Source organism: Deinococcus aquaedulcis, from assembly GCF_019693445.1.
In the GTDB taxonomy this organism is placed as follows: Bacteria; Deinococcota; Deinococci; order Deinococcales; family Deinococcaceae; genus Deinococcus; species Deinococcus aquaedulcis.
In genome coordinates this window covers 132,616-153,405 of record NZ_JAHRBL010000008.1, presented here as the reverse complement: position 1 = coordinate 153,405, position 20,790 = coordinate 132,616, and the positions used below count along the sequence as shown (strand labels likewise).

General features: G+C 67.5%; 21 protein-coding genes and 1 rRNA gene. 8 read left to right on the top strand and 14 right to left on the bottom strand.

What is annotated here, in order from left to right; translation table 11 throughout:
• Positions 1–95: ribosomal RNA gene (locus KMW22_RS11570) — 23S ribosomal RNA — on the bottom strand; the annotation flags it as partial.
• A gap of 230 nt (positions 96–325) precedes the next feature.
• Entirely contained in the window at positions 326–793 is a 468-nt protein-coding gene (locus KMW22_RS11565; protein ID WP_221090188.1) for an S-ribosylhomocysteine lyase, read from the bottom strand.
• 132 nt (positions 794–925) lie between these two features.
• Between KMW22_RS11565 and lspA the strand changes: the two genes are divergently transcribed.
• Positions 926–1,465, top strand: coding sequence for a signal peptidase II (lspA, locus tag KMW22_RS11560; protein ID WP_328774676.1), 540 nt, complete (start codon positions 926–928; stop codon positions 1,463–1,465).
• Between the two features lie 73 nt (positions 1,466–1,538).
• Here the strand turns inward: lspA and rpmB are convergent, their stop codons facing one another.
• Both rpmB and KMW22_RS11550 read right to left on the bottom strand, forming a co-directional pair.
• Entirely contained in the window at positions 1,539–1,754 is a 216-nt protein-coding gene (gene rpmB / locus KMW22_RS11555; RefSeq protein WP_221090187.1) for a 50S ribosomal protein L28, read from the bottom strand.
• A 219-nt stretch (positions 1,755–1,973) separates the two neighbouring features.
• On the bottom strand, positions 1,974–2,243 hold the full coding sequence (locus KMW22_RS11550; protein WP_221090186.1) for a GlsB/YeaQ/YmgE family stress response membrane protein: 270 nt from the start codon (positions 2,241–2,243) through the stop codon (positions 1,974–1,976).
• A 378-nt stretch (positions 2,244–2,621) separates the two neighbouring features.
• Here KMW22_RS11550 and thrC point away from each other — a divergent pair, with 378 nt between their 5' ends.
• Together thrC and thrB are read left to right on the top strand one after the other, a co-directional pair.
• Positions 2,622–3,662 (top strand): threonine synthase, encoded by a 1,041-nt coding sequence (gene thrC / locus KMW22_RS11545; RefSeq protein ID WP_221090185.1) that lies wholly within the window; start codon positions 2,622–2,624, stop codon positions 3,660–3,662.
• A 112-nt stretch (positions 3,663–3,774) separates the two neighbouring features.
• Positions 3,775–4,692 (top strand): homoserine kinase, encoded by a 918-nt coding sequence (thrB, locus tag KMW22_RS11540; RefSeq protein WP_221090184.1) that lies wholly within the window; start codon positions 3,775–3,777, stop codon positions 4,690–4,692.
• A gap of 300 nt (positions 4,693–4,992) precedes the next feature.
• Here the strand turns inward: thrB and KMW22_RS11535 are convergent, their stop codons facing one another.
• From KMW22_RS11535 to KMW22_RS11520, 4 genes are all read right to left on the bottom strand, one after another.
• Positions 4,993–5,703, bottom strand: coding sequence for a c-type cytochrome (locus KMW22_RS11535; RefSeq protein WP_221090183.1), 711 nt, complete (start codon positions 5,701–5,703; stop codon positions 4,993–4,995).
• Between the two features lie 73 nt (positions 5,704–5,776).
• A complete protein-coding gene (locus tag KMW22_RS11530) occupies positions 5,777–6,130 on the bottom strand; it encodes an MGMT family protein (protein ID WP_221090182.1) in 354 nt (117 codons plus the stop codon).
• Between the two features lie 146 nt (positions 6,131–6,276).
• Complete coding sequence (locus KMW22_RS11525) at positions 6,277–7,947, bottom strand: N-acetylmuramoyl-L-alanine amidase family protein (protein ID WP_221090181.1); 1,671 nt, start codon at positions 7,945–7,947, stop codon at positions 6,277–6,279.
• A 156-nt stretch (positions 7,948–8,103) separates the two neighbouring features.
• Entirely contained in the window at positions 8,104–8,934 is an 831-nt protein-coding gene (locus KMW22_RS11520) for a peptidoglycan-binding domain-containing protein (protein WP_235692871.1), read from the bottom strand.
• 246 nt (positions 8,935–9,180) lie between these two features.
• Between KMW22_RS11520 and KMW22_RS11515 the strand changes: the two genes are divergently transcribed.
• Positions 9,181–9,942, top strand: a complete 762-nt coding sequence (locus tag KMW22_RS11515) for a DsbA family oxidoreductase (protein WP_221090180.1) — start codon at positions 9,181–9,183, stop codon at positions 9,940–9,942.
• A 130-nt stretch (positions 9,943–10,072) separates the two neighbouring features.
• Here KMW22_RS11515 and ftsH read toward each other — a convergent pair whose 3' ends face one another.
• Entirely contained in the window at positions 10,073–11,920 is a 1,848-nt protein-coding gene (gene ftsH, locus KMW22_RS11510; protein WP_221090205.1) for an ATP-dependent zinc metalloprotease FtsH, read from the bottom strand.
• 191 nt (positions 11,921–12,111) lie between these two features.
• Here ftsH and KMW22_RS11505 point away from each other — a divergent pair, with 191 nt between their 5' ends.
• Entirely contained in the window at positions 12,112–13,911 is a 1,800-nt protein-coding gene (locus KMW22_RS11505; RefSeq protein ID WP_235692870.1) for a copper amine oxidase N-terminal domain-containing protein, read from the top strand.
• 60 nt (positions 13,912–13,971) lie between these two features.
• On the opposite strand, the gene KMW22_RS11500 is transcribed toward KMW22_RS11505, so the two are convergent.
• Positions 13,972–14,529 (bottom strand): peroxiredoxin, encoded by a 558-nt coding sequence (locus KMW22_RS11500; protein WP_221090179.1) that lies wholly within the window; start codon positions 14,527–14,529, stop codon positions 13,972–13,974.
• A 35-nt stretch (positions 14,530–14,564) separates the two neighbouring features.
• On the opposite strand from KMW22_RS11500, the gene KMW22_RS11495 reads away from it, so the two are divergent.
• Positions 14,565–15,113 (top strand): VOC family protein, encoded by a 549-nt coding sequence (locus KMW22_RS11495; protein WP_221090178.1) that lies wholly within the window; start codon positions 14,565–14,567, stop codon positions 15,111–15,113.
• 47 nt (positions 15,114–15,160) lie between these two features.
• Here the strand turns inward: KMW22_RS11495 and der are convergent, their stop codons facing one another.
• Both der and KMW22_RS11485 read right to left on the bottom strand, forming a co-directional pair.
• Positions 15,161–16,480, bottom strand: a complete 1,320-nt coding sequence (gene der / locus KMW22_RS11490) for a ribosome biogenesis GTPase Der (RefSeq protein WP_221090177.1) — start codon at positions 16,478–16,480, stop codon at positions 15,161–15,163.
• A 225-nt stretch (positions 16,481–16,705) separates the two neighbouring features.
• The gene (locus tag KMW22_RS11485) at positions 16,706–17,113 is read right to left on the bottom strand and encodes a hypothetical protein (protein WP_221090176.1); all 408 of its coding nucleotides are present in this window, start codon (positions 17,111–17,113) and stop codon (positions 16,706–16,708) included.
• A gap of 437 nt (positions 17,114–17,550) precedes the next feature.
• Here KMW22_RS11485 and KMW22_RS11480 point away from each other — a divergent pair, with 437 nt between their 5' ends.
• Together KMW22_RS11480 and KMW22_RS11475 are read left to right on the top strand one after the other, a co-directional pair.
• Positions 17,551–18,423 carry a sulfurtransferase gene (locus tag KMW22_RS11480; RefSeq protein WP_221090175.1) on the top strand — a complete coding sequence of 291 codons (873 nt, stop codon included), beginning with the start codon at positions 17,551–17,553 and terminating at the stop codon, positions 18,421–18,423.
• Positions 18,424–18,484: 61 nt separating this feature from the next.
• Positions 18,485–18,958 (top strand): hypothetical protein, encoded by a 474-nt coding sequence (locus tag KMW22_RS11475; RefSeq protein WP_221090174.1) that lies wholly within the window; start codon positions 18,485–18,487, stop codon positions 18,956–18,958.
• Between the two features lie 212 nt (positions 18,959–19,170).
• Here the strand turns inward: KMW22_RS11475 and xseA are convergent, their stop codons facing one another.
• A complete protein-coding gene (gene xseA / locus KMW22_RS11470) occupies positions 19,171–20,370 on the bottom strand; it encodes an exodeoxyribonuclease VII large subunit (protein ID WP_328774675.1) in 1,200 nt (399 codons plus the stop codon).
• A complete protein-coding gene (locus tag KMW22_RS11465) occupies positions 20,367–20,735 on the bottom strand; it encodes a fluoride efflux transporter FluC (protein WP_221090173.1) in 369 nt (122 codons plus the stop codon). The genes xseA and KMW22_RS11465 overlap by 4 nt, the downstream gene beginning before the upstream one ends.
• Positions 20,736–20,790 lie beyond the last annotated feature (55 nt).

Here is a 20,790-nt window from a genome sequence, read left to right as displayed (position 1 = left end):
CCTATCTCCAGCTCGTCGGGGCTTTTCGCAGGTAATCGCGTCCTTCGTCGGCTCCAGTGCCAGGGCATCCACCGTGGACCCTTGTTCTCTTGACCTTCTGTTCTTCATCAGCGCTCAGCGCTGTGATTTCGCAATTTCTCGCTCGCGTTCATCGGTTGTCATGCGTCCCGCCTCGCTTGAGGCTCAGAAAAGATACAGGCCTTCCCTGAACTTGTCAACACCTTCTGTTCGCCTCTCCTTTCGGCTTGAATGCCCCCTGAAAAAATGCCGTCTGGAACGAGCAAAGCGGCAGCCTGACGGCCGCCGCCTTTTCCCTCGGATGCCCTTAGCGCTGGATCAGCACCGTCTCCTGAACCTTCAGGCCCTGGTCCAGCGCCGTGCGGGCCAGCTGCCGGGCGGTTGCCAGATCATGGTCCTGGTAGTTGCCGCACTCCAGTTCGCTCACACCCGGAATGGGGCGGTCATGCTCGGCCGTGTCTCGCAGGGCGGCCTGAAAAGCTTCCAGCACCCCTTCCTCGTTGGGCGCACCAATCACGGCCATATAAAGGCCAGTGCGGCAGCCCATCGGCGAGACATCCACCACATCCTGCAGGTGGTCGCGCAGGTAACCGGCGAGCAGGTGCTCCAGCGTGTGAAGGGCAGCCGGCTCAATAACACCCTGGTTGGGCTGCAGCAACCGCAGATCATATTTGCTGATGCTGTCGCCCCGGGGCGTGGTCTTGACCCCAGCCAGCCGGATATAAGGCGCGTGGACCCGGGTATGGTCCAGATCAAAGGACTCGACGTTTGCCATACCTCTTATTGTGCCGCGCTGGCCCAGGGAGAACAGCGAACCTCCAGACGAACAGGCAACATTCGTTTGCAGACAGCCACTCCTGGCTGCGCCTGAGCCAGATCCTCCCAACTGGGCCGAAAGCGGCTCTTTATACTGCGCGGCGTGCCCACACTCACTGACCGTTCGCGCCGCACGCCGCTGTGGCTGCCGCTGCTCATCGTCGCGCTTCTGGTGGCGGCGGATCAGGCCCTGAAATCCTGGGCGTTGGCGACCCTTCAGCCGTACGGGACGGCCCAACCGTTTATTCCCGGGTTGCTGGACTGGCAGCTGACCTTTAACACCGGCGCGGCCTGGAGTCTGTTCAGCGGCAGCGCTGTGCCCCTGGCAGTGGGGCGACTGCTGGTGGGTTTGGGCCTGCTGGTGTATCTGGCCGTGCGTCCACAGCCTCGCCTCCTCAGTGTGGTGCTGGCCATGATTGCAGCGGGCGCCATTGGCAACGCCATCGACGGTCTGCGACAGGGAAAAGTGACTGACATGCTGCACTCGCCCCTGCTGAGCAGCGTGACGCGGGCGCTGTACGGCGACGGCTTTCCCATCTTCAACATCGCCGATATCTGCGTGGTGATGGGCACCATCATTCTGATTGTCCTGAGCCTGCTGAGCGAACGCCGGGCCAAAGCCAGCGCCTGAAGAAGGCCCACACCCAAAGCGAAGTGGCCCCGTCAGACTGACTGGGGCCACTTTCGGAGTTGAGGGGCTGCGTTCAGGCCACGGCCTTACGGCACTTCCCGCAGACGCGCAGGCGCAGGGTCACGCCGCCACGGGTCACTTTCAGGGGCTGGAGGTTGGGCTTCTGGGCCCGCTTGGTAATACCCGTGACCTTGCGTCCCACGCCACCCGCTGCGCGGGCCTTACCACGGCGGATGACCGAGTTCACCACAATCGGCCCCTTGCCGCACACTTCGCACACTTTCGCCATGATGATTCTCCTTCTTCAGTCCAACCTTTTTCCTTGGGGGTCAGGGGCGCCGCTCCGCTGTTGGACACCGCGCCGCGCCGAGGCCCCAGGTCAGACAAGCCGTCCGACTGTAGCACATGGCCAGCGCTGCAAGCAAAGGGCCCCGCACCCCTATGGCCCGCAGGCCAAAAAAGATGGACGGCGCACGCGGCGCCGCCCGGAAGAAAAGCCTGACAAGGGTTAGCGAAGGATGCGCAGGGCCTTGAGGATGGCAATCAGCACCACGCTGCCCACCACGCCCCACACGATGCTCCAGAAGCTGAAGCCGTTGCCGGCCACGTCGGCCGAGCCAATGTTGAGCCAGCTGCCGAAGACGGCCTGGGCCAGCAGGCTGCCCACGATCCCGATCAGAATGTTGGCGATGGCGCCCTGCTGCGCGTTCGTCTTCATGATCAAGCTGGCCAGCCACCCCACCAGAGCACCCACGAGAATCGTAATAATCCAACCCATGATCTTGACCTCCCTTTTCTTGGTTCTTCTGCGAATTTGAAATCAACGATGACGTTCGTTGTGAAGGCAGCATGCGACCCCGCCAAACGGGCAATTGTAGAGGTCCGTACTTTCTCAAGAGGGGTTGAAGGTGGGATGGATGTCCCCCAAATCTGGGCTAAGGAGTGGGGCCACTTTTGCCCCCGGCAACGCTCATTTCTGACCTGACCAATAAGTCAGAACGTGGGGAGTCGAGCGGCCCGGATCGGTGCGCCTGACCCCTTGATGGGTTGCCCTGAACCCAGGGGCCGTTAGGCAAGCGCGGGCATTTGTCTTACCCCGGCTGGGGCGCGGGAGCCTGTGGCTGGGTAGCATGCCGGAAACGGAGGCCCCACCCTGATGCCTGGATTACTTGAACGCTACCGCGCCTACCTGCCCATAACGCCGCAGACGCCCCTTCTGAGCCTGAGTGAAGGCAGCACACCCCTGATTCACGCCCCGCGCCTGAGCGAGCACCTGGGCATTGAGTTGCACCTGAAATACGAGGGCCTGAACCCCACGGGCAGCTTTAAAGACCGGGGCATGGTGATGGCCGTGGCCAAGGCCGCCGAGGCCGGGGCCGATACCGTGATCTGCGCCAGCACCGGCAACACCAGTGCTGCCGCCGCCGCGTATGCCAGCCGCGCGGGCCTGAAGTGCATTGTGCTGATTCCCGACGGCAACATCGCCCTGGGCAAGCTGGCCCAGGCCGTGGCCTACGGCGCGCAGATCGTGGCGGTGCGCGGCAACTTCGATGAAGCCCTGCAGCTGGTGCGCGAAATCAGCGAGCAGCGGCCCATCGCCCTGGTCAATTCGGTCAATCCCCACCGCCTGCAGGGTCAGAAAACGGCGGCCTTTGAAATCGTGGATGAACTGGGTGCCGCTCCCGACATTCTGGCGCTGCCGGTGGGCAATGCCGGGAACATCAGTGCGTACTGGATGGGCTTCCGGGAGTACCGCAGCGCCGGGCAGATGGAGACCTTGCCGCGCATGTGGGGCTTTCAGGCTTCGGGCGCCGCGCCACTGGCCCGGGGCCTGGAACGGGTCGAGCAGCCCGAGACCCTGGCCACCGCCATTCGCATTGGCGCGCCTGCCAGCGCCCACCTCGCCCGCGCGGCCGTGCAGGAATCTGGCGGGCTCTTTGACCATGTCAGCGACGACGACATCATGACGGCCTACCACCTTGTGGCACGGGAGGGGGTCTTCTGTGAGCCGGCCAGCGCCGCCCCAGTGGCAGGCCTGCTGAAGCTGCACGCCGAGGGTCGCCTGAGCCCTGGGCAGCGGGTGGTGGCGGTCCTGACCGGCAACGGCCTGAAGGACCCGGGCAGCGCCATGCGCGCCGTGCAGGCCCCCGCCGCTGTGGACGCCACCATGAACGCGGTGCTGGCGAGCCTGGCATGAGGGGGGGTGAAGGGTCTAAGAGTCTAAGGGTCCAAGGGTCTAAGGAAGAGTCCCGGTCGTTCTTAGACCCTTGGACCCTCGACCCTTTGACGGGCCTCCGCAGGAGGTCCCCATGACCTTTACCGTGCGCGCACCGGCCAGCAGCGCGAACCTGGGACCGGGCTTCGACAGCCTGGGCCTCAGTGTGCCGCTGTACACCACGGTGCGCGTGACCCCGCAGGCCGTGACCGAAGTGGTGCCACTGGGCCCCGAACTGGCCGCGACGCCAGCGGACGAGAGCAACTACGTATACCGGGCTATGCAGCTGGCAGCGCGGCGGGTAGGGCGGCCCCTGCCGCCGGCCCGCGTGGAAATCGAGACCGAGGTGCCGCTGGCCCGGGGCCTGGGCAGCAGCGCCGCCGCACTGGTGGCGGGCATCGTGGCAGGCAACGAACTGCTGGGCCGCCCGCTGGACACGGAAACGGTACTGGACGTGGCGGCGCGGGAAGAAGGCCACCCCGACAACGTGGCCCCGGCCCTGCTGGGCGGCATTGTGGTGGCCACGCTGGACCGCCTGGGCACCCATTACGTCCGCCTGAGCCCCCCGGCCCACCTGGGGGTGACGGTGCTGGTGCCCGACTTTGAGCTGAGCACCAGCAAGGCCCGTGCAGTGCTGCCCAAGGAATACAGCCGCGCCGACGCGGTTCACGCCCTGTCGCACGCGGCGCTGCTGGTGGGGGCGCTGGCCCAGGGCCGCCTGGACCTGCTGCGCCACGCCATGCAGGACTACATACACCAGACGTGGCGCGCGCCGCTGGTGCCGGGCCTGAGCGACATTCTGGACGAGGCGTGGCGGCACGGCGCCCTGGGCGCGGCCCTGAGCGGCGCGGGCCCCACTGTGCTGTGCTTTCACGACACCCGGCAGCCCACAGCGGGTCTGCACGCCTACCTGCACGGGGTCATGGCCCGCAACAGCCTGAGCGGCGAGGTGATGGACTTTCCGATAGATGAGGCCGGCACGCTGGTGGAGCACGCGGCAAATCCCGCTTGAAGAGGTAGGACACTGGGAGAAGGCTGGCGTGGGCTTGATGAGGGGTGAGCGGCTCTACTCTGCACACGCCGCCTCTCTGCTTTACCAAGGGCTCCTGGGGACAGCAGTTCGCCAGATGAACACACCGGCAAGCCAACGCTTTGCTTCTTCCTTGCCGGTGTGACCGCACGACGCTCCAACTGAACGCACACAGATACGTCGGGGGGCATGGCTTCAGGACCACGCCCTTGCCCATCCATCTCCCCTCTTCCAAAAGCAAGCACCCGCAGCCTTGGCCACGGGTGCTGGGGAACGCTGTGTTCAGTTCAGGGTCTTGATGTAGGCCAGCAGATCGGCCACCTGGGGATCGCTGATCTGCTCTTCAGAGAAGCGGGGCATGGCCTGGCTGAGCTGACGGGTGGGGGTGCGGCCCTCACGCAGGGTGGCGGTGAACTGGGCCACCGACCAGCTCTGCACGCCTTCCTCGTTGACCAGCGACGGACCCAGGGCCCCTTCGCCCTGCGCGCCGTGGCAAGCCGCACAGTTGGCCGAGTAGATCGTCCGGCCGGCTTCGACGTTGCCGCCCTCGCCTTCGGCCTGGGCCGCGCCAGCCGCCTGGGTGTCGCCCGCTTCGCCGCCGGTCTGGGCGGTGCCCGCCTGCTCCTGCCCGGGGCCGGCCGCGCCGCTGCCGGCCCCAGCGTCTTCCTGCTGGTCGGTGGGTTCCTCGCCCTCGGCGGTGGCGGGGTCTTCGCCCTGGTTGCGGCTGTCCTGGGCCTCACCCTGGTCGCCCTGGGCGTCGCCAGTTTCGTTGCTGCCAGCGGCTTCCCGGCCACTGGCGGCCCCCGCCGAGCCCGAAGCCCCACCAGACGGCGTGCCCGAGGCCTCGGTCTGTCCCTCGCCCGTGGCGGCCAGGGTGGGCTTGGCCATCAGGCGAGGGGTCACGATCAGCATGGCGATGCCCAGGATGACCCCCAGCGTCACGCCCAGCGCCCAGGACAGCACGCTGCCAGCAGTTCGATTCCGTGCGTTCATGCCGGGAGCATACTCCGCCCGCCCGGGGACGTTCCGGCAGAGCAGGGTTGGCATTTCTTCATGCGCGCCGCGTTTACAGCAGGCTGGGGGGCGGTGCCAGGGGGGTCCCCTCGGGCCACCACTGCAGCCGCGCGAGGTCGCAGCGGCCCGATTCGTCGAACGTCACGCCCTCGGCGCGCAGCAACCCCTCCTGCAGGTCGCCGAAGCCCACCTTGTGCGTGCTCACGCGGCCCTGGGCGTTGATCACCCGCTGCCACGGCAGGTCCGAGCCTTCCATCAGGCTGTTCAGGACGTACCCGGCCTGCCGCGCGGCGCCGGGCTGCCCGGCCAGCAGGGCCAGTTGCCCGTAGGTCATCACGCGGCCCCGGGGAATCTGGGCCACCAGGGCCAGCACGCGGTCACGAAAGCCCGGAGCAGGATCACTCATGGGGCCATTGTGGCGCAGCCGCCGCATTCGCCGCACACGCCAGAGCCAGCCTCAATAGGTCTGGGGCGAACGAGGCTGGACAAGGCAGCGGTGTGGTGAGCAGGCAAGGGACGCGGCGGGCGCCGGGGTGGAACGGGCCGCTGCGCTCAGGGGCGCTTGGCGGCGGGCTGCGCAGGCTCCACCTGGGCCGTGACCCCTGTGACCAGCGCCTCGCGGATGCCCAGGGCAATGCCCAGCGCCACGCGGTCCAGGTAATTGCTGTCCATCAGGTTCAGGCCGTCCACCGGGTGACTGGTGTACCCGATTTCCACCAGCGCCGCTGGCACCCGGCTGTTGCGCAGTACCGACAGCGACTGCGAATTCTTCAGGCCCCGGTTGAACGCCCCTGTCACCTCGGTCATGTGGCGCTGCAGCAGGCCCGCCAGCGCGCTGCTCTGGGGGTGGTTGGGGTTCCACCACGTTTCGATGCCGTAGCCTCGCAGGGCCACATTCGCGTCCATGGCGTTCACGTGAATGGACACGAACAGCTGCGTGCCGGGCGTGCCCTGGGCCGCGCGCAAGGCCAGGTCCGTGTTCTTGACCGGGTGCAGTTCGCGGTCGCGGTCACGCGTCAGGACCACGTCCACGCCCGCCGCATTCAGCAGGTCCCGCACCCGCAGCGCCACCGCCAGGGTGACTTCCTTTTCCACCACGGTGCCCACGGCCCCGGGGTCACGCCCGCCGTGCCCGGCGTCCAGCACCACCCGGGGCCGCACAAAGTTGGCGCTGAGGGCCAGGATGGCGGTGCCGCGTGTGGCCAGCACCGGGGGCACGGCCGCCACCGTGCGCTCGGCGGGGGCCAGTGGGCTCAGGTCGGCCAGGGCCGGCGACAGGTCAATCACCAGCCGCCACGCAGAGCCCGAGGCGGGGGGCAGCAACTGCGCGCGCCAACCACTGCGCGCCGTGACCGGTGACGGGGTCAGCAGCGACACCACGCCGCCTGCCATTCCTGGGGTGAAGCGCCATTCCCGCACCTCCGGGCTTACGCTGCGCGCGGCCTGGGAGGCCAGGGTCACCCCGGTGAGTTCCACGTTCAGGCCCGCGCTGCCAGGCACCAAGCGGTAGCTGCTGCCGGGCGGCAGGTCCAGCACCACGCGCGTCTGTCCCGGGTTCTTGCCGATGCGTGGGGCGGCCAGCACCGCCGCCGTGGCCGCACCCGGCACGCGCCCCTGCAGCGGCATGGGCCCGCTGAGCGCCGGGCCGGGCAGCGCCGGGGCGGGGGGCAGCACCTTGGCCGGGGCCACCGTGTCGCCAGGGGGCAAGGCGGTGGGGCCAGTCAGGAGGGCCTGGGCACCCGGGGTATCCGGGGCGCTGCTGAGCACCTGCCCCTGCACGCCGGGCGCTGCCCCGCCGGCCACGGCCGGCCCCAGGTCCAGAATAAGCACGCGGGTGCCGGTGGCGAGGGTGGCCTCGGTGGCCTGCCAGCCGGCCGTAAACGACAGGGGGAACGGGGTAAACAGCGTAATCTGCCCAGCCCCGGCGCGCACCTCATTGACGCTGCTGCCGGGGTTCGTCAGCACGCTGGGCTGCACGCGGGCGCCCTGCACGTCCAGCCGTAGGCCACTGAAGGTGGGGGTCAGGGTGTAGCGCACCCCGGCTGGCAGGTCGAAGACTACGCGGGTGGTGCTGCCCTGGGTGTTAAACCGGGGCGGCCCAAAGGTCACGTTCTGCACCCCGGTCAGGTTCAGGGGCGCAGCCGGCACGGCGGTCTGGGCCAGTCCGGCGCCGCACAGCGCAAACAGCAGGCCAGATGAGAACAGGATGGCCGTTCGCTTCATGGTGCTCCATACTCTACGGCCGGGCAGTGAGAACTCCTGGCGCGGTCTCATGGCGGCACTCAGAGGAAAAATACTGTTTAGGCGGCCTTTTTTCAGCAGAGTATGAATAGGTATGGCGGCGCACTGACCCCGCGTCTCATGCACGGGGCCTGCTGGTCAAGGCGAGGGCGGCGGCGTAAAGGGTTTGGCCGAGGCGCTGAACAGGGCGTCCCAGGTGGCGCGGTCCACGCGGCCGCTGGCCGGCAGCCCGGCTGAGGTCTGAAAAGCCTTGACGGTGTTGGCCGTGACTGGGCCATACCAGCCGTCACCCTTGCCACTGCGCGCTGGGCGCATCAGGGCGATCAGGCGGTTTTGCACCGCCAGCACATCCGCACCGTTCAGACGTGGGCTCTGGACCTGCAGGGTGCGGCGGAAGGCCAGGGGTGCCACCGAGCGGGCAGCAGGGGCCGGCGCGGCGCTTTGCCCCCCCGGGGCCGTGGCCGCCGCCGAACTGGCCGGGCGGCTGGCTGCTGTCGAGGCCGCCGCCGTTCCAGTCGCTCCAGTCCCCACTGTCCCGCTGGGGGCTGAAGCCGCCGCGCTGCTGCCCGGGGGCACGTCCAGGTACAGCAGCGTCTGGGCGCGGCCTTCGGGGTCGGGTTGCAGCCGCAGGTACACGGTGCCCGCCGGGGTGCGCAGCCAGTTGTACACGCTGCGCTGGTCATCCTTGCTGCGCCACACGCCGTACAGTTCCTCGCCCAGCGCCGCCGTGAGGGCCACCCGCGTCTGCTCGACTGTTCGGGTGACGCCCACGCACTGCTTCCCCGATGTACCAATGGCCTGAAAGCTGGCCGGGCAGTTGCGCAGCACGCCGCCCAGCGTCTGGGTGAGGCGGGTGGCCGTGCGCTCCAGCACCGGGGCACTGGCTCCCTGCGTGGTGGGCGGCGCGGCCAGGGCCAGCCCCAGCAGGACCGGTCCCAACGCGAACAGTGGCCGAACAGACATACTCATGGCTGCAGTGGTAGCACGCGCAACCTGACGGCAGCTGAGCCTCTTCCCATCCGCTGTTCACACTTGCAGCGAAAGCCGGAAGTTTCACTTGTGCACGGCTCTTGGGGCACGACAGAGGGAAGAAAAGGAGGTGCCCGCAGCCAACGACTTCTCTACAGCTCTTCACCGGCCAGCTGGGAGGACCACCCTTCTCCGTCCTCACTTTATTTTCTCAAGCCCTTCACAACTTTTTGATAGACTGGAGCCATGACGGCTCTCTTCTCTCCTTCGGCGCCCGGGCAGCTGCGTGTGGACATCTGGTCGGACATCGCCTGCCCCTGGTGTTACATCGGCAAGCGGCGGCTTGAAAGCGCCCTGGCGCAGTTTGAGCACCGTGACCGCGTCGAGGTGGTCTGGCACAGCTTCGAGCTGGACCCCACCGCGCCGCCCGTGCTCGACCACACCATGGGCGAGGTGCTGGCCAGGAAGTATGGCCGCAGCCCCGGGCAGGTGCAGGCCATGATGGACCAGGTGACCGATGTGGCCGCCGCCGAGGGCCTGACCTACCGCTTTGAGCAGGCGCGGCTGGGCAGCACCTTTCTGGCCCACCAGCTGATTCATCACGCCGCCGCCCACGGCCTGCAGAGCGTCATGAAGGAGCGGCTGCTGCGCGCCTATTTCAGCGAGGGGGCCCGCATGGGGGATCTGGAGACGTTGGTGGGGCTGGCGGCAGAGGTGGGCGTGGACCCGGCCGCCGCCCGCACCGCGCTGGAAGAGGGCCGCCACGCCGATGCCGTACGCCAGGACGAACTGCAGGCCCAGGCCCTGGGCATTTCTGGGGTGCCCTTTTTCGTGCTGGGCGGCAAGTACGGCGTGAGCGGCGCCCAGGACCCGCAGATGCTGCTGGGCGCCTTGCAGCAGGCTTGGGCCGAGGTGCAGCCCCCGGCGCTGGTGACCCTGGGCAGCGCCGATGACGCCGGCGCCTGCGAGGATGGGGCCTGCGCCGTGCCGGAGCCGGCCGCTCGGTAAAGGTGGCAGGTGTAGCACCGGGGGAATGGCGCTGGACACAACACCGCCGGCCAGAGCCTTTGAAGCTCTGGCCGGCGTTCGTCTGGGTGGTGGTTTGATCTTCGCGTTACAGGGGCCCTACCCCAACCCCTTACGCCGGGTCCGGGCTCAGGCGGGGGGTAGGGGCCGGGTTGTCCTCGGCGGGGCGGGGCTCGGCCTCCTGTGGGGGGAGGGTGCCCCCGGCCAGGACCGTCTGCAGTTCCTCGCCGCTGAGGCTTTCGCGGGCCACCAGTTCATCGGTCAGGCGGTGCAGGATATGCACGTGCTCCTGCAGCAGGGCAACGGCGCGCTCGTACTGGCCGTTCAGCAACCTGGCCACCTCGGCGTCAATGCGCTCGGCGGTGTGGTCGCTGTACTGGCCCTGCACCGGGCCCCCGCCCAGGTACGCGCTGCCCTCCTGCGCCAGCGCCAGTTGCCCCACGTCGCTCATGCCCCACTCGGTGACCATGCGGCGTGCTAAGCCGGTGGCCTGCTGAAAGTCGTTGGCCGCCCCGGTGGTCACCTGCCCGGTGGCGACTTCCTCGGCGGCGTGCCCGGCCAGCGCCACACACAGACGGTCCAGCAGCGCGGCGCGGGTGTGGTGCATGCGGTCCTCGGGGGTGTACAGCGCGCTGCCCAGGCTGCGCCCACGTGGCACGATGGTGAGTTTGTGGGCCTTGTCCGCATGAGGCAGCAGTTGGGCGGCCAAGGCGTGACCGACCTCGTGGTAGGCGGTGACCTTGCGGTCGGCTTCGCGCACCACCAGCGAGCGCCGCTCGGGGCCCATCAGCACGCGGTCACGCGCCTCATCCACATCCCGCATCGTGATTCGCCCCCGCCCCGAGCGCGCCGCCAACAGCGCCGCCTCATTGAGCAGGTTCTCCAGATCCGCCCCCACCATCCCCGCTGTGCGCCGGGCCACTACGCCCAGGTCCACCCCCGCATCCAATGGTTTCTTGCGGGCATGAATGCGCAGGATCATCTCCCGGCCCCGCACATCCGGCGCGTCCACCACCACCTGTCGGTCAAAGCGCCCTGGACGCAGCAGGGCGGCGTCGAGCACATCCGGGCGGTTGGTGGCGGCCAGGATGATCACCTCCTGTCCACTGCTAAACCCATCCATTTCGACGAGTAATTGATTGAGGGTCTGTTCGCGTTCGTCGTTGCCGCCCTGGAAGCCCAGACCGCGCTTGCGGCCCACGGCGTCGATCTCGTCAATGAAGACGATGCAGGGGGCCGACTTGCGCGCCTGCTCGAACAGATCGCGGACGCGGGCAGCGCCGACGCCGACGAACATCTCGACGAAGTCCGAGCCCGAGATCGAGAAGTAGGGCACGCGGGCTTCGCCAGCGACGGCTTTGGCGAGCAGGGTTTTGCCGGAGCCGGGGGGACCGACGAGGAGGACGCCGTGGGGAATGCGGGCGCCGAGCTGGTGGTAGCGCTCGGGCTGGCGCAGGAAGTCCACCACTTCCTGCAGGTCAGTCTTGGCCTCGTCGCAGCCGGCGACGTCGGCGAAGGTCAGCTTGATCTGCCCCTCCCCAATTACCGACGCCTTCGACCGCCCGAAGTTTCCGGCAGCGTCATTGCCGCCGCCCTGACGCCCGCGCAGCAGCAGGATCACCAGCCCCACGATCAGGGCCAGGGTCAGCAGCAGGCTCAGGGTGCCCAGCAGGCTCAGGCGCGGCGGCGCGGCGTAGGAGACACTGACGCCCTTGGCCTGCAGGGCGTCCAGGTTCAGCAGGGGGTCGGCGGCCAGGGTGCGGGTCCGGTAGGGCTGGTCACCCAGCTGCCCACTCACCACCGCCGTGCCGTTCTGGTAGGCAATCACGGCACTCTGCACCTCGCCCCGGTTCAGGGCCTGGGCAAAATCGGTGAGGTTCAGGTCGTCCTGACGGCCACGCGGCCACAGGGCCAGCACCAGCAGCACCGTGACGGCGGCCGCCACGCCCCACAGCCACATGGGCCGCTTCAAACGCCCCCCCTGCCCGCGCCCTGCTTGTCTGGAACCATGCCCCAAGTGTAGGCCGCCCCCTGTCCCCCCAACTGCGAGACACCTTCCCACTCGCCTGTTCCCTTAAGGGTTCGGTCACAGTAGCTGGACAGGGGACGAAGCGGAAGACGCGCGTCAGCTTGACAGGCCATACTCGGCCGATGCGGTTTGCCCGTCTGCCCCTTTCCCTGTCGCCCCTGGCGGCTCAGCGCTTCCGAACGCGCGCCCTGGCCCTGCTGGGCCTGCTGGCCCCGGCGGCCCCGACCCTGACCTTCACCCTGGCGGCGCCCGGCGCCCACGCCGCGCAGCCCCTGCTGGGCTCGGTGCAATTGACCTTTACCCCAGATGACCGGGCAGCCTACGTGAACGGCGCCCCCACCCAGTGGTTGGCCCCGCCCCGGCTGCTGGGCGGGCGCACCATGCTGCCACTGCGCGAAACGGCGGCCCTGCTGGGCCAGAGCCTGCCCGGCAGCGGCACCGTGGTCCAGCTGGCCCGCCTGAGCATTGACACCCGCGCGAACACGGCGGCCCTGGCTGGGGTGCCGCAGCCCGCCGGCACCGTGGCCCTGGTGGGCGGCGTGACCTATGTGAGCGCCCGCACCCTGGCCGACGCCCTGAACGCCAACCTGACCACCGACGACGGCCGCACCTTCACCCTGACCGCGCTGCGCGACGGCGGCAACCCGCTGATTCCCCAGGCCCGCTTTTCTACCGACAAGACGGTCTACGCCCCGGGCGAGCGGGTGGTGTACACCGAATATCCCTTCGACCCCGACGGCGCCGACATCACGGCCCGCAAGTGGAACGGCCGTCAGGAGGTGTTCTTTCAGCCCGGCACCTACACCGTGGGCCTGACGGTTATGAACAGCCGGGGCCTGCAAAGCGCGCCCTTTACCCGCACCATCCGCGTGGAAGGCACGCCCATTGACACGCCGCTGACCTACGCCCTGAAGTACGCGCAGCCCGGCGACGCTTTCCCCGACCCGCAGATTTTGACCTACCCCTCGGCGCTGGCCACGCCCGTGGAAGGGCCCAGCTACCCGCTGCTGTTCAGCGACAGCCCCGAGGTCCCCGACCAGAGCGGCGTGCTGTACCAGGACAGCGTGGTGGGCCGCGCGCGGCTGCTGGCCTACCACCTGAACGGTCTGGGCAAGCCCGCGCGCGTGTACGTGCTGGCCCGCAACCTGGAAAGCCGCCCCGTGGAGGTGCGCACCGAGCGCCTGGGCGAAACGGCGCCCACCCGCCTGGAAAGCATTCTGGGGCAGGTGACCCTGCTGGAATACTTCGCCTCGGGCGGCGGCACCACCCTCACCCTGGCGCCGGGGCAGGCGGCGGCCGTGTACGCCAGCCCCACCCTGAACCCCGGCAGCGGCGTGAACGCCATGCAGGACCTGAGCACCTCGGGCCGGGTGGAGCTGACCTTCCTGATTCTGGAAGACGGCCTGCCCCCCACCGCGCAGGTGGCCCAGCAGTTGCCGTACCTGAAGCCCGACGGGCGCCATGTGCGCGGCACCTTTCCGGGCGCGGTGCGCAGCCTGCGCGTGAACCTGGGCGCGCTGCCCACCCGCATTGTCATTGGCGACGGCCGGGTGGACCCCGCCCTGACCGGCACCGACGCCCTGACCGGCCAGGGCGTGCGGCTGGCGGGCAACTACGGCGTGCTGTACGACCTGGAGGTGAACGGCGCGGCCGGCACCGTGGTGGCCCTGAGTCCCCGGGGCGGCCTGTACCGGGGCGCCATGAACATTCAGGACGGCCCGATTAACCAGACCATCAAGCTGCCGCGCGTGGGCAACGCCCTGAAGCCCGACGAGCCGGTGCTCCTGTGGCGCGCGCAGTCCGACCGCCTGAACATTGATTTCGTGCCCAGCAGCGGCTCGAACCTGCCCGTAAGTCTGGTATTTTACCGCCCGCGCAACCTGAGCGGGTTTGGCGGCGTGCTCAAGACGTACCAGCCGTAGGGGTGGATGATTGAAAGGTGATGGAGAAAGGAGCGGGGGCGTGGGCCTCCGCTTCTGGCGTTAGGGGTGGGCGGCCAGCCACGCCAGCACATCGGCGGCGTTGCGGTCTGGGGGGAAGACGGGGTAGAAGACGTGCTCCACCACGCCGCCGCGCACGATCAGGGTGGTGCGGCGCAGCAGCGTTTCGCCGCCCGCCTGGAAGGTGGGGAGTCCTAGGGCGCCGCTCCACTGCTGGTCGGCGTCCGACAGCAGGGGGAAAGGCAGATGAAGGCGCGCGGCGGCCTCCTGCTGGTAGGCGGTGGACTGCACGCTCAGGCCAAAGACCCGCGCCCCTGCGGCCTGAAGTTCCGCGTGGTGGTCCCGAAACGCGCAGCTTTGGGGGGTACAGCCCCGGGCGCCGGGGATCTGGTCCCAGTCATCGGGCATGACCCCATCCGGGCGGCCTGTCTTGGGATACACGTACAGCACCGTGCGGCGCGGCCATGCCGACAGATCGTGGAACTGGCCGTCGGTGCCCGGCAGGGGAACAGCCGGCAGCCGCTGGCCCCGCAGGTGGGCGCAGGCGCCGTCGTCCACGGGCGCGGGCAGGTCGGCAAGGAGGGCATGCAGGTCCGTCATAGGGGCAGGATAGGCCACCCTACACTGACAGGCATATGGACGAGACCCGCACTGTTGCTCTCCCCATTCACCTCCTGAAAGAGGTTCAGAGTGCGCTTGAGCCAGATCAGTCTGTTGAGGATTGGCTTATCAGTGCTATCTATCAAAGCCTCACGTTGCAGGAGAACCACGCCAGCTCCCCCCTCAACAGGGCCTTCTTCGAACCTTTGGCAGAATTCACGCCCTCTTTGCTTCTCCAGAGTCACGATCCAGCCGCATGTGCCCTCTTCTATCAGAAGCTGGGCTTTCGAATCGTCCAGCGTGCGGATTGGTATTACATTTTACGGTCAAAGGGTATGGAGTTAACAATCACGAAGTCAAATGACAACTGTGATCTAAAAGAGGCTTCTGAACTCTGTTTCAACTCCAAGATTAACTTTCGGCTTCTGATCGTTCCCCTTGAACAGATGGGCATTCCTGTCGAGATCGAGGAGAATGAGCTTGATCCCTGTTGCCTCAGAATCACTGATCCAGACGGCCGCCATATTGCCATCTACTCGGTCTGGCTTGACGAGATCGGCCTTATGCGCGCCGGCTACATGTAAATAGGACGCGGCTCTTACATATAGCAGCCGCGTACCATCACTTCCTTTCACTCCTCGTCGTTTTTCTTATCCTTCTTGTACGGCCCCTTTTCCTTCCACTTCAGACGCACCGGAATGCCGGCCAGTTGCAGGTCCTCGCGGATGCGGTTTTGCAGGAAGCCTTCGTAGGCGCGCGTCACGAAATCGGCGCGGTTGCAGAAGATGGCGAAAGTGGGCGGCGCCGTTTCCACCTGCGTCATGAAATACATCTTCAGCTTCTTGCCGTGGAAGTTGGGCACGGCCTGGCGCATCTGCCAGACCTCCAGCCAGCGGTTGAGTTCGCTGGTGGGAATGCGACTCTGCCATTTCTCGTGCAGCTTCATGGCCTCGGCCAGCATGTCGTGAATGCCGTACTCGTTGATCGCGCTGGTGTATACGCGCGGCGCGTAGGAAATATGGTGCAGCTTCTGGTTCAGGTCCTTTTCCGTGCGCTTGAGCTCCTCGTCGGGCACAAGGTCCCACTTGTTCACCACCACGATCACCGGCTTGCCGCTGTCGTAGGCCAGATTCGCCAGCTTCAGTTCATGGTCGCCCAGGTCTGTGGCGTTCACCACCAGCCAGATCAGGTCGCTGCGTTCAATCGCCGCCTGCGAGCGCTGAATGGCGTAGTCCTCAATGGCGGTGTCGGGCTTTTTGCGAATGCCCGCCGTGTCCACCAGCACGAAGCGCTGGCCGCCGTAATCCCATTCCACGTCCAGGCTGTCGCGGGTGGTGCCCGGCTGATCGGCCACGATGGCGCGCTCGCTCTGGGTGATGGCGTTCAGCAGGCTGCTTTTGCCCACGTTGGGGCGGCCAATCAGCGAAATGCGAATGGGCGCGATTTCCGGCACGTCCTCGTCGTCTTCGGGCAGGTGGGTCAGCACCCGGTCCATCAGTTCGTCCAGGCCGCGCGCGTGCTCGGCGCTGATGGCAATGGGCTCGCCAAAGCCCAGGCCCCACAGTTCGGCCATATAGACCTCGTGCTTGGGGCTGTCAATCTTGTTGGCGACCAGAATCACCGGCTTGCCCAGGCGGCGCAGCCAGTCGGCCACCTCGTAGTCGGCCGCCGAGAGGCCCTCGCGTGGGTCGAGGACGAACACCACAGCCTGGGCGCCTTCCATGGCCCACTCGGCCTTTTCGCGGATGGCGGCTTCCCACTCGTCTCCGCTCCACAGCCCGCCTGTATCAATCAGGGTGATGCGGTGGTTGTGGTACAGCATCAGCCCTTCCTTGGCGTCGCGCGTGACCCCAGGGAAGTCAGCGACCACGGCTTCGCGGCGGCCAATCAGGCGGTTAAACAGGCTGGATTTGCCGACGTTGGGTCGGCCCACAATGGCAACTTTATGCATCTGTGACGCTCCTTTGCGGTGTCGGCCCTGGGCGGCGTCTGCCTGGGTCCGCCGAAACTGGCCGGTCTTCTCACGGCGAGAAGTCGCCAACGAAAGGAGAGTCTAGCATGGGGGCGTAAGGGTCGAATGGGGCTTTGGACAGGGAGAGCCGGTCTTCCCAGGGGACCAAAACTTCGGGCGGTTGGGAGCCTTCCATCGCCCCCAACCGCCCGCCCCGGCCTGCCTTTAAGGCACTGGGTTCAGAATCACGTCGTCGCAGGGCATGTACCACGTGGAGCCGCCAAAGTTGCCGGTGGCGGCCGTGCGCTTGAAGCCCAGCACGCTGTTCACGCCGCTGAGCGTCAGGGTCATGCTGCCGCCGCTGCTGATCTGGCCACGCGGCACGTCGGCCCAGGTGCCCTTGACCGTGTTGCCGGTGCGGGTGCCGTGAAACACATTGGTCCACGACTTCCCGCTGTCGCTGCTCATGCCCACCCACCACACCTGGTTGCCCAGTTGCCGCACGTAGTAGGTGCCGCCGTCGTTGGCGCGCCACACGCCGTTCATGTCCTTGGGGGCGGCACAGCTGGCGTGGGCAGTGCCCAGCACAGCGGCGCAGAGGGTCAGCGAAGCGAGGGTCAGCAGTCTGTTCATGGTGGTGCCTCCTGTGGAGTGGGCGCCCTGTGGGGGCCCCGGGAACTGCCAGCACCTTAGGGGCGGCCCCATGATCGCCCCGTGATCAGGCAGGCGCATGGGTGCATACAGCGGCCGGAGAACTGTGAGATTCCACTCCTCCTGCACGGCTTTTTTCGACCCCGCCGGCTGACCTTGACCCCGGGTGCATACCGCGCTATCTTGTTTTCATCACCGCCGAAGAAGGCGGCTTTTTTGTTTCTGGGATCAGGCCAGTTTGAAGAGGCTGGCGCTATGCAGAAGCTGGCCATAGGCATCACTGCCAATGCCGCCGGCAACAGTCTTTTTCACCCTCACCGGCTGAGCTTGACCCCGGGTGCATACCGCGCTATCTTGTTCTTATCACCGCCGAAGAAGGCGGGTTTTTTCTTTTGGTCCGGCTCGCGGTAGGCTGCCGCATGACCCCGCTGCCCACCCCACTGGTGCCCACGGACTGGCTCATGGCCCATCTGCACGACCCCCAGGTGCGGGTGCTGGACTGCCGGTATGCCCTGAGCGATCCGCTGCTGGGGCGGCTGGCCTACCTGGAAGGCCATGTGCCCGGCGCCATCTATGCCGACCTGGAAACTGACCTGAGTGGGCCCGTGCAGCCGGACGGTGCGGGTGGGCGCCACCCCCTCCCCAACCCAGAGACGCTGGCCGCATGGCTGGGCTCGGTGGGGATTGGCAACGACATGGCGGTGGTGTGCTACGACGATTCCCGTAATGGTCAGGGCTTTTATGCGACCCGGGCGTGGTGGCTGCTGCGCTGGCTGGGCCACATGCAGGTGGCGGTGCTGGACGGCGGCTGGCCCGCCTGGGTGCAGGCCAGCGGCACGGTAACGCTGACGGAAGCCGAGCATACCCCCGTCACCTTCCAGCATCAAGTTCAGGCCGACTTTGTGGCCACGGCGGCCGACGTGCAGGCGCGCCCCAGCGGCACCCTGCTGCTGGACGCCCGCGCCCCCGCGCGCTACCGGGGCGAGGTGGAACCCATTGACGCCAGGGCCGGGCATATTCCCGGTGCGGTCAACCGCGACTGGAGCGGCGCCCTGAACGAACAGGGCCACTGGCGCCCCGCTGGGGACCAAGCGGCGCGGCTGGCGGCCGGAGAACAGCCCACCATCACCTACTGCGGCAGTGGGGTGAGTGCCACGCCCAACCTGCTGGCCCGCGAACTGGCGGGGGTGCCCCTGGGCCCCGACAACCGCCTGTATGCCGGGTCCTGGAGCGACTGGATCAGCGACCCGGCGCGGCCGGTGGCGACGGGTGAAGACGTGAACAGCAAGTGACCCGCTGTCGCGCGTCAAATCCGCCCCATGGCTCTTCTCCCTTGTGCTTTCTTAGAGGGTGATGAAAAAGATTCTCATTTTCTCCACCCTTCTCCTGGCGGGCTGCGCCGCGACTCAACCTCAACCGCCGTTTAAGGTCGGTGAGGCCATTCAACTCGCCGGCACGACAAAGGAAGGCGCGAAAGTTCAACAACGCTACGTCCTGAACCGCCCTGGTACGTTCGCAGACGGGCTTTGGCGTTACCGCGTCCTGAATCTTGCGGGCACATTCGGCGTGGGGGAGGTCTGGGTTGATGATACGGACATCGTCGTTATTGAATACACCGATCTAGGCGCAGCCAATACAGAGCCCACGAAGACCTTATGTATCGCCTTTCCGCAAGATACCAACTGGCGCTCTGTTGATGGCGCTCTGATACACGGCGCACTCGACAAAATGAACAAGCTGAACGAGCAGCTTGAGGCTCTCAATGACGAGGCAGCAGTCGGCCGACTATTTTCTGATGCCGGCACCTGCACGCTGACCCGGCAATAGGTGCAGCCGACTCCCGTTCTGGTCCTGTTGTGGTTTACAGGGCTTCTCCACTTCCCCCAGCAGGTCACAACCCAGCAGGCCGCTCGTGCAGCAGGCTCTTTGATTCACTCAGCGCACAAGTTGAGAGGGTGTCTCTGACACTCTTATGATCGCTCGGCACAAGAGCATTTCTCCTGTGTCACAACCTCAATTCGAAATGGGCCTGCCCAACCCTAAGAACGCGTCATCACTTCTGTCTGACCATCGCTGAATTCCAGGGTCAGGGGCTGGCCGGGCTGCACCTGGGCCGCGCGGGTTACCGGGCGGCCCGCTGCGTCGCGCACCAGGGCGTAGCCCCGGCCCAGCGTGCGCGCGGGGGTCAGGCCCAGGGCCTGCTTCATCAGGGCGTCCACGCTGGCGGCGGCGGCGTCCACCTGCCGCCCGGCGGCACGGCGGGCGCGGTCCAGGACCCACTGCGCGCCGGCCTCGGCCTCGACCAGCGCCTGGGCAGCCTGAGTGCGGATGGTGCGCACGTCTTCCTGGGCCTGCGCGGCGGCCTCCACCACTGTTCGCACAATCAGGGCGGCCGCCTTGCTGGGCGTGTCGGTGCGCACACAGGCCACCTCGTCGGGCAGGGTGTCGTCGCGGGCGTGGCCCAGCCCGGTGATCACGGGGACCGGAAAGGTCGCCAGCGCGCGGGCAAACGGCAGGTCGTTCAGCCACGCCAGATCGGTCACGGCGCCGCCGCCCCGGATCACCACCAGAGCGTCCAGCGGCTCGGCCTCGTGCAGGGCCAGGGCGTCCTGCACCCCCCGGCGCAGGCTGGCGGCGGCGGCCGGGCCCTGAAAAGTGGCTTCCAGATACACCGGGCGCAGCACCCCGGCACGCTCCAGCGGATCAATCTCGCGGCGGAAATCGCCCAGCCCAGCGGCCTCGCGCGGCGACAGCACCGCAAAGCGGAAGAAGTCGGGGGGCAGGGCCAGCAGGCGATTCAGGCCGTACACGCCCTCGCGCACCAGGGTTTCGCGCCCCTCGGCCAGCCGCAGGGCCGCGTCGCCCAGGGTGAATTCGGGGGCAATGTCCAGCACGTTCAGCGCAAAGCCGTACTGCTCGTGAAAGGTGGCCTCGCCAAAGAGCAGCACCTTCAGGCCCGCTGTCAGGCCCCCGCCCGTGGCGCGGCGGAATTTGGCTTCCAGGCCAAAGCGCTCGCGGGCCCACACGGTGGCGCGGCAGCGGGCCACCTCGCCTTCGTCGCCGCTTTGCACAAGGTCCAGGTACAGATGGCGCCGGTCGGTCACGGCGGCAATCTCGGCGCGCACCCACACGGCGCCCGGCAGGCCCCGGGCAATCACCTGCCCCACGTAGGCCAGCAGTTCCGAGAGCTCCAGAAACTGCTCGGGGGGGCGGGTCTCCCCTTTCTTGCGCCGCGTCACAGCCGCCCTCCCCAGGCGCGGCCCAGCAGCGCCCCGGCCAGCCCCAGACCCACGCTAAGCCCGGCATAGCCCGCTGCCCGGACCGGGGAGGCCAGCAGGTCGCCCAGTCCGGCACTGAAGGCCGAAAAGGTGGTGAACCCCCCCAGCAAGCCGCTGCCCACCGCCAGCCGCGCCGCCTCGGGCCACAGGCCACGGTCCACCAGCGCCAGCGTGACGCCCAGCGCGAACGAGCCGCTCACATTGATCAGCAGGGTGGTCACGGGAAAGCCGCTGCGGCTGTCCAGCCCCGCGCCCAGCAGGCCCAGGCCGTACCGCGCGCCCGCACCCAGCGCGCCCCCCACCATGACCCACAGCCAGGACCCCATGCGCACAGGATGGCAGATTCCCCCCCGGCCTCCGTGGGGCCCGCGCACTCTGGCA